The 13998-nt window shown below is 48.9% G+C and carries 6 protein-coding genes; all 6 read left to right on the forward strand.

Annotation, left to right across the window (positions count from 1 at the left end):
* Positions 1 to 14: 14 nt before the first annotated feature.
* The 6 genes from LEPBO_RS39940 to LEPBO_RS0109955 all read left to right on the forward strand — a co-directional run bounded on the left by LEPBO_RS39940 (position 15) and on the right by LEPBO_RS0109955 (position 13934).
* Positions 15 to 1529, forward strand: coding sequence for a glycosyltransferase (locus tag LEPBO_RS39940; RefSeq protein ID WP_017287407.1), 1515 nt, complete (start codon positions 15 to 17; stop codon positions 1527 to 1529).
* Positions 1530 to 1640: 111 nt separating this feature from the next.
* Entirely contained in the window at positions 1641 to 1859 is a 219-nt protein-coding gene (locus LEPBO_RS36665; RefSeq protein WP_017287408.1) for a hypothetical protein, read from the forward strand.
* Between the two features lie 142 nt (positions 1860 to 2001).
* A complete protein-coding gene (locus LEPBO_RS0109940) occupies positions 2002 to 2229 on the forward strand; it encodes a hypothetical protein (protein ID WP_017287409.1) in 228 nt (75 codons plus the stop codon).
* Positions 2230 to 2502: 273 nt separating this feature from the next.
* Positions 2503 to 12498, forward strand: a complete 9996-nt coding sequence (locus tag LEPBO_RS0109945; protein WP_017287410.1) for a tape measure protein — start codon at positions 2503 to 2505, stop codon at positions 12496 to 12498.
* A 169-nt stretch (positions 12499 to 12667) separates the two neighbouring features.
* The gene (locus LEPBO_RS39945; protein WP_017287411.1) at positions 12668 to 13147 is read left to right on the forward strand and encodes a hypothetical protein; all 480 of its coding nucleotides are present in this window, start codon (positions 12668 to 12670) and stop codon (positions 13145 to 13147) included.
* Positions 13148 to 13151: 4 nt separating this feature from the next.
* Complete coding sequence (locus tag LEPBO_RS0109955; protein ID WP_017287412.1) at positions 13152 to 13934, forward strand: DUF1828 domain-containing protein; 783 nt, start codon at positions 13152 to 13154, stop codon at positions 13932 to 13934.
* Positions 13935 to 13998: the final 64 nt, after the last annotated feature.

The following is a 13998-nucleotide window of genomic DNA, read 5'->3' on the forward strand; positions in this document are numbered from 1 at the left end:
GAGCGAAAATCTCAATGCCCGCTCCCTACCTGCCTACCGTCCCCACCGACGAAGAAAAGTTTGCTTTTATAGAACCGCGCGGGAGTTGGCTAGGATTGGTCGGATTGATCAGCCTAGCCACTTTTTGTTTGATTACGGTTCGCTCGTTTCATCCAAATTTACTCTTTGCCCTCTATGCCTGTTTTGCCGCACTCTATTTTGTGAGAGTTGCGTTTTGGGCATTTGGTGCATTCTTTGCCAAGTCGTTTGACTACGATCGACATCAGAAATACAGATCAGTCTTTGATCAAACGCCATCTGTTGATATCTTCTTGCCGAACTGCGGTGAAGATATCGCAGTAATCGTGAATCAATTGAAGGCTGTTCGTGACATTGACTATCCGAACTATCGGGTTTACGTCCTGGACGATAAAGGGCGCGATGATGTTTGGTTTGCCACAGAAGCATTGAGATTCCATTACATCTCTCGTGAGGATAAAGGCTACTTGAAGAAGGCAGGCAATTTGCGCCACGCTTTCGCCCAGACTTCAGGAGAGCTAATTTTAGTCTTAGATGCTGATTTCGTTCCACGTCCTGACATTCTGACCGAGACAGTGTTTCGGTTCCAAATGAACCAGGAATTAGCGATTCTGCAAACTCCGCAATATTTCAACAATGCCACTTCCCAGAAAAATCAGACCCCAGCCCAACTCGGCTTAGGTTTCTTCCAGGAAGCGTTCTACAGATTAGTGCAGAATTTCCGCGATCGCGCAGGAGCTGCAATCTGTTGCGGCTCATGTGCAATCTATCGACGTACAGCGTTAGAACCGCATGGCGGTGGTGCTCCGGTCGAACGAAGCGAAGATGTGCATACGGGTTGGATGCTGTTATCCGATGGCTGGACTGTTGAATATTTGCCTTTGAATCTTTCAGCAGGACTATCCCCAGAGGGCATCAAATCGCTGTTCAATCAGCATTATCGCTGGTGTAGCGGTTCGTATTCCTTGACCTGCTCGGAGGGCTTTTGGGGTAAGCCGAATATTCCATTGCGCGTCAAATGGATTTACTACAGCGCGTTTCACTATTACACAACGAGCGGATTAGGAGTATTGCTTCACGCGATTCCGATTTTCTTGGGACTGTGGATTGCTGCGGATATTCCAAACCCGTTTGTTGCTCGAATTGGTTCTTCGTCGATCGTGTTAGTTCTTGTTGCCTCGGCATTATGGGCGAAATCCCGATGGGGGCTGTTTGTCCCCGTAATGGGCATGGCTGTGAGCTACACGCATCTAGTCGCTTTGCTGGATGTAATCTTTGGTGAGATTGCGCCGTGGGTTCCGTCAGGCGTGAAAAGTGCCTCGAATGGACGGTTTGAACGATTTATCTGGCTGATTGCGACAGTTCCCGCATTGCTATTTGGGATTGCTTTGTCGATCGCGCTTTATCGCCATGTTGAATTTCAGCGCGCAGTGTTTCCGGTCGGCTGGATGGGATTGCAGATGGTTGTTTCGTGGCTTGTCCTAGCGGAATTACGACACGAAACGAAATAGCTCGGCTACAATGCAAGCAATTGCAACAAAGTAAATTGTTCACGCACCATCGCGAGAGTGGTGCGTTTTTTGTGAATAGGAATCCTAGCCCGGAAATTAGCGAGGTAGGATATGGTTGTAAAGCACGTGATTCTAACGGTTGATCCAGATGCGAAATACGACTGGGACAAACTCAACCTACGCGATCCAATCACACATGAGCGTCCTGATCTGGCTACCATTCTGGGCGAAAATCTTGAACCAGGTCAGTACTTGCTTGAGTTGCATTTGCATGTGAAACCACTCGATCAGAAGCCTTTGAAAGTTGAGAAAGTAGATCTGCAAGAGTAGAATATCGATGTCCATTTCCAGAGATCGATGGCTCTGGGAAAGCGACGCTAGTATGTACGTCTAATCAAGCGCCACGCGAGTATGGCGCATTTTTCTTGGTTATACTAAACGCACGATCGCATTTAACCAATCACAACAAAAGATGCAAAACTTCCCTAAACCCGGATCGGTTTGGTTCAACAACCGACAACAGAAAAACTATATCGTTCTTGGTGTTGTTTCTCCCTGTGCTGAAATCGATGATTGGGAAGTGCTATATCGAGATGAAGATTGGGCAGAAGGACAGTACAGACGTAGACCGCTTGACGAATGGCATGGAACAAATCGAGACGGGCTGCCTAGATTTGTTACCGTGACGCAGGCGCAATGATGTAGGGATACGCGATCGCGTGTCAGAATAACTCTGGCGGTCGCGCAGCTTTGAGAGGTTGTCGTTCTTCAAATATTTGGAGGCTGGCGCGTTTTTTGATCTGTGCTAAAACCTCTACCGCCATCAAAAGCAATGAAGTCCCTACTCCCCACCTAAACTAAAATATTTCTGGTAGATGCACCCTAACGGGTAGCTAGCCCCTGAAGCTTTCGGGGGCTTTTTTCGCGTCTCAGGCTGATAGGAATCCTAGCCCGATGCTATGCGGGTTGAGAGATGTCTGAGATCGTCGGTTCTTTGGGGATGGAACTCGAATTAAAGCGCGATCGCTTTGATCGCGAGGTGCAGTCCCTTCGCAATCTCAAAGATGGGCAAATCCGATTCGCTGCAAGTCTCGACACAAGGGCACTTCGCAGGCAAGTCGAAAATCTTAGCAAGCTCAACCCGAAGATTTCCGCAACTGTTGCGGTTTCTAATCTCAATGCCGTCGAAGGACAGTTAAGGACGCTTACCCGCGATCGACAAATCAATGTCGGCATTCGGTTAGACGATCGCGCAGTTTCTCAGCAACTCCAAGCCCTCACTCAGTCGAGAGTCATTCGACTACAGGCAGCATTAATTAATTCAACTGCGATCGAGAATCAAATCGCTTCGCTCACCCGCGATCGCATAATCAAAATCGGTTTTGAATTTGATGACAAGGGAGTTTTTCAGAAGCTCTCGAAGTACTCAGACAAGACATTCAAGGTCACGGCTCAAGTTGATGATTCGAGGCTCACAGCACTCAACAAGCATTTAGACCTGAAGCAGAAGCACTTTGGTCAAGTCAATAACTACTTCAAATCCTCCCCATTAACCCCAAGAACAGATCTCACCCATCTAGACGTATTAGAGAAGCGGCTGGATGCGTTCAAGAATTCGTCGATCGAGATTGGGGTGAATGTTGCGAATGTTCGGAGCCAGATTGCGGATCTAAAAGCGCAACTGGCGAGCATCGAAATTCCTGTCAATATTCGCAATGCCAGTGCCAGCGCAACGCAGTCTGTGACTCAGAAAGTCACGGCAGACACAAGCGCGATCGAGAAGAATGTCACCCAAGCATTAAACAATTCATTCCAAGGGCTTGAGAAAACCGTTACGAATGCCTTTAGCAAGATTGGCAAAGGCAATGTTCTGGGTGGAATTGGAGACGTTCTCACAGCTCCGCTCAAATTAGCGGCAAATGCGGCAAGCGGCATCCTGTCTGGCGTTGGTCTGGGTATTGGGCAAGAAATTAGTAAAGACCTTGGGAAGGGCATCTCTGAGGGGATTGATGCTGAACTCGCTCCATTGATCGGAAGTTTTCGACTTGTCGGAAAGCAAGCGGCTTCTGCTCTAACAGGCGAATTAATCGCGTCTCTAGGGCAAGATGGGCAACTGGTTCAGAAAATTCTTGAGGACTTAGTTGGCAAAGACAACATTCTGATTGAGTCAGGAGCAACCCGATCAAAGCAGCGGAAACGCCAGCAACAGAGAACAGTCGAAGCAACACGTTTCTTTCAGACCGAAGCTCAGAGCACAGATCGCGGCGCAATTCGAGCCGAGGCAACCAAGCTATCTCAGCAACAGGCAGATGTTGAGAAAATCAGGGCAAACATTGCCGAGAAAACCGCAAGCGTCGCAGATCGCATGGGTGGATCGCGGATTAAGGATCGGATTAGCAAAGTCTCAGCCGATCTTCAAAGCGCGATCGACAATCAAAACACCCGTCTCGTCGAGCAGCTTTCAACCGAACTCACTCAGCTAGGTGAATCACTCGCTGAAATCAATCGTAGTGCTGCAACATTCTTTCAGGCTGAGATTGATCAGGTCAATTCGATTCAAGACAAGCTGGCAACAGCACGCCAGCGCCTAGAACGGAAGCTGCAACCTTTTGAAGCGATCGAAACACTCGGCACGATTCAGGCTCCCGCTGAAGTCAATCAGTCGATTCAAAGTAGGCGGAAATCAATTGCAGGATTGCAGGATAAGCAAGCTCGACTAAAGACCGGATCAGTCCGTGATGCTGAATCTTTGAAGTCGGCTCGGCAACTTAGAGATCAGCAGCTTGCAAACCCAGAGCGAGACGAAGCAGCGCTGGCAAAAATTAATCAGTTAATAGAAAGCTTGCAGTCAAGACAGGCTCAACGTGTCAAGCTTTATCAGTCGGTGAGTGAGCAACTTGCGAAAGAAGAATCACAGCTACAATCGCTGATTGCCCAGTCTCAACAGCCTCTTGCAGTTCAGGCTCAGACTGATGAGCTATCCAGTACACTCGCTGGACTATTCCAGCAGCTTGCCAAGGTCGAAGAACTTGCCCAGAAAGCAACGAATGAGCAGACTAAGGCGTTTGTCGATCGACAAAGAGAGCAAATTCAATCTGCGATTTCAACAACGCAGCAGCAACTTGCACTGTTAGGAGCGAATCCTGGAAAGGCTAAAGCACCTCAACCCGTTGCACCGAAATCACCTGTTCAGCAGTCTGCTGCACCGAAGCCAACACAGCCTGCTTCACAAGTCACGTCACAACCTACTTCACAGTCTGTACCCGAATCCGAGGCGCGACCGTTACCCCCAACGATTCGGAAAATCTTAGGCGAAGTTGCTGCAATTTCAGGCGTAGAAGTCCCTGAAAATCTTGTTCCGAAGTTCAACGTCTCAGATCAAATCAAGGGCACGGGTCAATATGATCCGGGCACAAACACGCTCAATATCAGTGCTGAAATTGCGAAGCAGCTTGCTACAAGCGGGTTCAGTGAAGAAATCACAGCGGTCATCGTGCATGAGCTTCGCCATGCGATTCAGTCGGGTTTTGGTCAGGTCGATTCATTTAAGAATCCAGCGATCGGGTTAATTCGACCGACCGAATCAGAGCTAGAAAATGCTCCGGTTGTCCGTGGCAGGACATTACAGCAGCGCATTGATGGATCGACTCAGCTTGCACAGCAGCGCAATCCAGGCAAAGAAGCTCTGGTTCGCAAAGTGGTCGAGCCACTCGAAGCGGATGCCTACGCCTTCGAGAATCGCTACGCAAGCCAGGTTTATCGCAATGTATTTAATCCTCCTGATGCGATTCCTGATCCTTGGGCAGACAGCGCACCGATTCAGAAAGTTGAGCCTGTTCAGCAGCAGACCAAGCAACGCAAAGGTTTAGATATCACGGTCGATATGGATCGACTGGGCGACATCGCCTATCAAGCAGGTGCAACGATTCAAGCAGTCAGCAACACTGGCAAAAAGGTGGCGAGTGTTTTCCGAGTGATGGCGAATTCGGAAGCAGGACAAGCCTTCATTGGTGGAGTTGGCAACGCAACGCGATCGTTTGTCGCGATCGCGAAAACGGGCTACAAAGTTGCGTCTGCAATGGAATCGCTCGCCCTCGATATGGTTCCGATGGGCAGGACAACCAAAGGCATATTGCAGCAGACCGCAGTACCTGCACTGGCGTTTGGTGCGGCAACACAGTTCCTTCCAGGTGGGCAAATTGCAGCCGAGGGATTGAATCAGCTTGTGGGAGGCGCGATCGCTCCCTTCGCTCAATCGGCAACCGGAGCAGCAACCGGAGCAGCGACGAATTTTATTCAGTCTGTCGTTCCGAATTTCATGGGAATGCAGGGCGCTGTAGGCAATGCTGTGACGGGCATGATTCAGTCTGGCTCTGCCACTGTCACAGAAATGATTGTGCAAGCAGGCACAGTGATTCTAGGCGGCAAAGTACTTACAGGAGTTGCAGGCAACGCAATGAAATCTGCGCTGCCACCGTCTCAACAGAATGCACTGCCACCGAGCCAGACGAGAGCCTTACCGCAAGCGACAATCGAGACTCAGCCCGTCGAAACGATCGCAGCATTACCTCCCGCACCCACACCAAAGGTCACACCTCAAGCTGAGATTGTCCAGAATCCATTTGAGGGTTTAACCCGTCCTCAAATGCTCGCAGCTTCTCGAAAGCTGGGGATTCAGGGAGTCAATTCTAAAACGACGAAAGGGGATTTAGAAGCTCGACTCAAGAGTTACCGGGATCAAGGCGAAGTCGATCGCGTTCTTGAACAAGTTCGCGCTGAGATTGGCAAAGATGGCAAGCCGATTGCTGGTGTAGATAAAAAAGCTGAATCTGCGGCAATTAAGAAATTAGCGGCGGCTGAGAAGTCGATTAACAAGAAGATTTCAGCGCTTGCCACCGCGACTGGAAAGAAACGCGAAACGCTGATTAATGAGATTCTTGCGGGAACTCAGAGCGCGATCGCAGAAATTGATCAACTGAAAGGACAGAATCTTTCAGGCGAAACGATTCGCTCTCTGTCAGGGATTCAAGGCAGATTAGAAAACAGCTATCGCAACAATCCGACGCTGAATGACGCTCGCAACGAGCGAATTCAGACGGCTCGCAGTGCAGCGATTCAAAGTGCGAATCAGCGCAACATTACAGGACTGGCGCGGGTCACGGCTCCGGCTGAGGCTGAGACAGCTACGTTAGGTCGAACGCTGAAAGAGGGAGTACGCAAGCTCACAAACTTTACCGCGAAACAGTTCGATGTCATTCCACAGCCGACGATCAAGGGGACATTAGGCGCGATCGCCAAGTCTCCCAGAGCGAAAGACTTAGCGACTGATTTAGCTGTCAATACCGCCGGATTTGCTGCTTCAAAATTGGGCGAACAATACGGCATTGTGCCCGGTCTGGCAGGTGATTTGATGGGTGCGCTGGCAATGCGGCAAGTCATTGCGCGGGGTCGCCCATCTGGAAAAGATTTAACTGGGGACTTAGCTGGATTCGCGATCGGGAATGGATTTGCCTCTGCTGCAAATGCTGGATTAGATGCGCTCTCCGGTGTTGTGCCCGGCGCTGGATTATTAAAATCGATTCCGCTGAAGGGTGCGATCGCTGCAATGGCGACGGTTCCCAAAGTGCAGCAAGCGACCGAGAAGTTTCAGCAACCGCAAGGACTGGCACGGGTTAGCAGTGGCGGACTGATTGAGAAATTCAAATCTTTACTCCCTAGCAATCAGAAGAAATCTGATCAACTCAAGGCAAATTACGAAGCAATTTATCGAGAGATTGCCAAACTCTCAGGCGCTGCATTTGATCCGAAAAATCTCCCCAAACTCTCGATCGATGCAAATCGTCTCAAGGCAATGGGCGCAGAAGCGTTCTATGACCTTGAGAAAAATACGATCGTCATTGACGAATCACTCGCACGCATCCTCTCAGGACGTGCGGGGATGCTTCGCCGGAATGCAGACAAGATTGCAGGCTTGGTGCATGAGGGACGGCATAGCGTCCAGCTTGATCAGGGTCGATTGAGTCTAGAGCAAGCGGCATCGGGTCAGGGTGTGAGCTTGATGGACGGTCGCAACTTAACGCGATCGCAGCGTCAGCAAGTTGAAGCATCAGTCGGTGTTGCGCGCGCATCCGGTGCAAGTGCGGGTCAACTCAATGCAGCGAAAGCACTCGAAACCGATGCCTATGCGTTTGAGGCAAATACGGGGCAAATTCTTGCCAGAGTGACAGGAGAGCGCAGATCGCTCTTACAGCGTCTCACCCAGGCATTTAGCCGACTCACGGGGCAAGTTTCTCCGGAAATCACAGCACGGCTTGAACAGCTTGATCGGTCTGTTTCTACTGCGGTTGATCAGCGCGTTCAAAGTCAAATTAAAGAAATTGAATCGCAAATTGAACTCGGTGCAATTCAGCCAGAAGGACGCACTCCCCGCGCTGCTCAGCGAGTCAAACGGGAGCGTCGCAAAGTCGGGTTAACGCCTGCACAACAACGAGATTTAGACAATCTCGAAACTCAAGTCAATGTGCAGTCATTTGACAATGATTTGCCCGTTGAAAGCTTGCGATCTGCGGCAAGGTTTGATGCAGCGGCGGAACGGATTCGAGTCAGGAGCGATCGCACATTTGAACGCGCTCGTACGGGAGAGCGCCCAGGTGTTCGAGAAAGAGCAAGAAATCTGCGACAAGATCTTGCGCCGGAAGCGGCTGAGTATTTCAAAGCCGCACAGAGAGGATTGCAGCAGCTTGGGATCGCACCTGATAAGGCATCTGAGGCGTTTGGTCGAGTCAAGGAAGCGTTGCCCGGTCTGAATAACGGACTGAAGTTCCTGATCGGCAACGCAGGTCTAGCAGTTAAGGGCTTCCTGGGCTTCACGGTTCTGTCGAATATCCTTCCTCAGATTCAGAACTTTGCAGCAGAATCCCTCAAAGCAGCGATCGCATTAGACAAAGTTCGGACTGCTCTGAATTTCTCCACAGGCGGAAAAGCAGCAGATGCACTGAAAACGGTCGGAACTGAAGCCGAACGACTCGGCATTCCGTTGCAGTCGGCACAGGCGGGATATTCTAAGCTACTGGCTTCGACTCGTGGCACGGCAGTCCAGGGCAGAGCTTCAGAGGATTTATTCAAGGGTTTAAACTCAGCCGCAACGGTACTGGGTCTGGGCGATGAAGAATATAGTGGTTCGATTCTGGCATTGAGCCAAATTGCCTCGAAAGGCAAAGTTCAGGCTGAAGAATTGCGGGGTCAGCTTGGTGAACGTGTCCCAGGCGCGTTTGGGATTGCAGCCCGATCGCTGAATATTTCCGAAGGAGAGCTAAACAAGCGATTAGAGCAAGGCAGTGTCACGGCTGAAGAATTCTTGCCGAAGTTTGCTCGTCAGTTGCAAGTTGAGTTTGGTGGAGCCGCAGAATCGGCATCCGGAGGCACTCAAGCATCGCTGAACAAGCTACAAAACTCAGTTCTCAAAACTCAGCAATCATTAGGAGCATTGTTTACGCCTGCGGTATCAGCGGGTGCGAATGCGTTATCGGGCATTATCGAATTGCTTGCCAATAATCTCGATAAAGTTGCGATCGCGGCATTGGCTCTCACGGTGCGAATGACTGGGATCGGAGCACTTAATCTTTCAGGCGCAATTCAGCAGGTGCTTGGGTTAGGGAATACGATTTCAGTTGCTTCGGTAAAAGCAGCAGCGTTCCAGGCGTTGAAATTTGCAGGAACGATCGCACTCATTGCTGCGGCTGTTGAGTCCGTTCGCTCGATCGGGGAAGTGTTTGCACTGGATGAAGCGGGCAAACAATTCGAGCAGTTTGGCAATGCAGGCGAAGCTTCTCTTAAACGAATCGAAGAAGCGGCTAAACGTGCCCGTGGCGAGATTTCTAATGTTTCACCCAAACCTAAGACCGAATCAAAAGGTTTTGACCTGACTCTGGGCGCGGGTAAAGCTCTGGGATTAGGGACAGTTACCACTGATGACTATCTAAAATTTGCGCGTGAGCTTCCAGGATTCAAGCAGATTCGAGAAGGCGTAAGCAGCGCAACGGGCGGACGATTCACACCTGGCACGACAGTCGGAGAACTACAACAGCAACGCCGTTCTGAGGAGTTCCAAAGCTTCGTCGGCACGGGTAACGAACTGCTAGGACAAGCATTCAATACGGGCAATGCTCGCGATATTCTCAGCCGAACTTCACAGTTTGATAATCAAATCACGGCACAACAGAATGAGCGCAATCGACTCGCGGCACAACCTAAGACAGATCGAAACGCGATCGCGCAAGCAGATGCCGAAATCAAGCGACTGAGTGAGGAGCGCTCCAAGATTACCGCTCCACTTACTGAACTGCAATCTGGATTGCAGCAGCAGCTCAGCAATGCTCGTACCGCCCTAGAACGAACTGATCTCACCGGAGAAGAGAGACAGTCATTACAGGCTCAAATCGCCAATATTGAGAAGGCGCAAGGGGCGCTTGGCAAGCTTCAGAATCAATTCTCCACATCCGCAGATCGCGTTCGCGAATTGTCGATCGCGCTGGCTGAAATGGGTATGGAACTTGAAGCAGTTCAGCGCAATGCCGAAATCAAATTCAACATCAACAGCAGAGACGAACTCAAAGCCAGAATCGCGAATTTTGGCAGAGACGAGAATGCGTCGCTGAATGCAGGCGTGAGTACTGCCCAGTTGCAAGCGAAGCGCTCTCAAGAGCAACTAGTCGGGACTCAGCGAGTTCTGGACAACATCAAACCGAAACTTGAAACGCCAGAAGCAAAGCAAGTTCTCGAGTCGATTGTTAATCCCACAACCGGAAAAGCTCTCAGTACCGATTCATCGATCGAAGAAATCCAGCGCGCTAAAGCAGGTCTGAGTGATTCTGACCCACGCAAGAAGCAGCTCGACGATTTGATCGAATACAAGAAAGCTCTGGCAGAGTTGCCCAATCAAGAGCGACAAGTCGAAGCAGATCGATTAGCAGTACTCGAAGCCAATCAGCAGAAACGACTCGGACTGGTTGAGAAGGAGGCAGCTAAGCGTGACCTATCGAACCGCAAATCACTCAACGCTGAGCAAATTGCGCTCGTTAGGAAACAGCAGAATAAATCGATCAGTGAAGAAGATGCCGCGATCGAGTCGGCTAAGCTTGCCAGCAAACAAACTGACGCAGATCTCAGCAACACTCAGACTCAGCTACAGGAACTCAATGCAGCCTTTAACGAAGGCACGATCAGCGCTGAACAATTCGCCCAGAAGCGGATTGAGTTAGAGGGCAAAGTAAGCGATTTAACACTCAAGAAAGCTCAAGATGAATTGAGCATTCGTGAAGCCATCAACCGCAAAGTTCTCGAAGGGTTTGAGCGTCGCAATAAGATCGCTGCTGCTCGGATTGATGCAAGTTCGAGTGATGCGATCGCGAATATCAGAACCACTCAGCTCAATGGCGGTCTGGTGGGCGAAGGTGGTCAGACCGAGATTGCCAAGGTCGAACTATCCACCACACAGCAGCGAATTGGACTGAAACAGCAGGAACTCGCAGAAGTGAAGAAGTTGCGAGATCAGCGAGTGCTATCTGAGAAAGAAGCAGCGGATCGGACGTTAGCAATTGAAGCTGAATTACGCGATGCGCGATCGCGAATTATTGACCTGCAAACTCAGGAAGTTTTGCGTGGCATTCAGAAGGAAGTAGATGCCCAGAAACGCGCTTCTGATGCCAAGATTGCTGCATTAGACCGTGAGAAAGTTGCGATCGAAAGCACGATTTCATTGTTGGATGCCAAGCTCAAACGAAATGAGCTTGATCAGCAACTCTCACAAGCAACTTCTGGATTGCGGCAAACTTCACTCAAGGGTGGATTAGACAGAGCTTCCGAGGCTTCCAGTCTGCAACAGCAATTGTCGGGTGCTGGTCAAAATGAGAAGGCGGTAATTCAGAATCAACTTTCTGAATTGGGCTACAACGGCTCGAATCAGGTTCAAATCCTGCAACAGCGCCAAGCCATTCAAGCTGAGATGGATCAAGAGCGAATCAACGCGCTTCGGACTCAGCAAGAGCTTGAGAAACAATCCCTTGCACTCAGTTTCCAGAAGGAGAAACAGCAGGCAAAAATCAACCTATTAGAAAGACGAAGTGCGGTTTTCAAAGCTGAGCAGAATGTTTTGATCGCCCAAGGTGATTTGCGGAAAGCGCAGAAGACCGGGGATGTGAACGACATTCAGAATGCGGCTGCGATCGTTGATGTCAACCAAAAAATTCTAGAGGGTAGTCGCCAACAGCTTGCAAGTCAGGCTGAGCTTAACGGCTTCCTAGATGAGGAGTTTAGAAAGCGTCAGCAAATCTCCGATTTACAGCAGCAGACAGCGCTTGATGCAGCACAGCAAGAAGCGGATGCGAATCGCCGTAAAGGTCAGCTAGAGGTTGCAAAGGCAAAGGATCAGTTTGGGGGCGGTGTAGGCGGATCGATGCTTAACACTGGAACGCTTTCTGGTGGCATGAGTGGAGGGGGAGGCTCATCGGGGATCGGGGGCGGTGGTCGCAGTATAAGCCTGTTCGGTGAAGATATTGCGGCAAGTCGTCGAGGAAGTGGAGATGTCGAATACGCAATCAAAAATGCTTTTGGCGGTCGAAAAGGGCAAGAAGAAGCAGTATTAAGGGCGATTCAAGGCTTGTCTGGCAAGGATAGAGATTTTGCAGTGATGGCAGCGCAAGATCGCGGATTTGGCGACATTGTGAATATGGTCAACAAAATCGACAATGCTCAATCCAGCGCGTCACCCAACGCGGCAAGCAGTCTCAATTCTGCGGTGATCGATGCCCGCATGAGTGGGGATGTAGTTGGGGCGATTAAGAGTTTGGGCGATCGTATCGATAATCTCGCGAAGCGTCCAAGCAATGTTTCGATTTCAACACCTGATCCGATTTCGGATTACGCAAAATATCGAAATGAGGAGGCGGGTAGGACGCTTGGAAGTTTCTAGATATCCTTTCTACAGCGGTAACTTCGACTCTCCAGTTTCTACCGATGTCAACCGATTACTGAAAAGTTAAGATTAATCTTAAAGTAGTACGCAAAAACTATAGCCAAGGGGATGATAAAAATAGCAATATTAAACTAGGTGTTTATTGAAGGGGATTTCAGAGCGTCGCGTGGCTAAATACACAGACCAAAAAATAGCTGAGTTAATCAGCGAGAGAAAACCCCTTCCAGAAGACTGGCAGTTAAAGATGAGACCTAAATTAGGCAGGGGTATCAAGCAGGGGGAGTGTGAAGTACAGGGCGACAATGGCACAAAATTTAAAGTGATTGTGAAGCAAAATAACTTCTGCAAGGACAACTTTTCAGCCATTTTAGGGTGTACGCCAAAAGGTTCAAATAAACTCTTCAGGCTTAGAAGATATGACGGAAATCATTCTCATACAAACAAACTGGAAAAGGAAACATTTCATAATGCCTACCACATACACATAGCCACAGAAAGATATCAGGAGCATGGAGTGGATGAAGATGGATATGCCGAAACAACTGAAAGGTACTCTAATCTTAATGAGGCTTTCCAGTGCATGCTCGAGGACTGCAATCTCATACTGCCAGATAAACAACAACTTCCTCTACTAGGCTGGATTTAATGTTATGAACACAAACATCCTAGAGGCAAATTTCCAACAAAGATTTAGCGAAAAAGTTAAGCTCTTCGAGGACGGAGAGAACAGATTCAAAGTGTTTACACCCTTTCTGTTTGATGATGGAGATCATCTATCAATAGTTCTCAAGAAAGAGAGAGATAGGTGGTTACTGTCTGACGAAGGAAGCACATATATGCATTTGACTCTCACAATAGATGAGAGCGATCTGTTTGAGGGGACAAGAGAGAAAATTATTACAAGAACCCTATCATCAATGAATGTGCTTGATAGAGAAGGAGAGCTCATTGCTGAGGTTAACGAAGAAGAATACGGTGAAGCTCTCTATAGTTTCATTCAAGCACTACTAAAGATTGCAGATATAAGCTACTTATCTAGAGAAAGAGTTCAATCAACATTTCTTGAAGATTTCGAGGAAATGATACTAGAGGTGGTTCCTGAACACAGAGTAGAGTTCAAATGGTATGACAGACAACAAGATGAAAAAAGGCTGTATCAGGTTGATTGTCATGTAAATCATATGCAACGCCCTCTTTTTATCTATGCCTTATCAAATGATGACAGGGTCACAAACGCGACTATTGCAATCTACAAATTTAGAGAGTGGGGACTAGATTTCAGACCAGTTGGAATCTTTGATAATCAAGAAATAATTAGTAGAAAGGTTTTATCGCGATTTACAGAGGTTTGCGATAGGCAGTACGTAGATATCGCAAACAACAAGCAGAGAATTCAGGAAAACCTGAAAGAAATGATAGAGGCTGGAAGATAAATTAAGCCGTCACCGCGACCTATCCCTCATAATTCAAGGAAATCAGCGGTAGGAATTTTGGGAC

This window comes from Leptolyngbya boryana PCC 6306, from assembly GCF_000353285.1.
Lineage (GTDB): Bacteria > Cyanobacteriota > Cyanobacteriia > Leptolyngbyales > Leptolyngbyaceae > Leptolyngbya > Leptolyngbya boryana.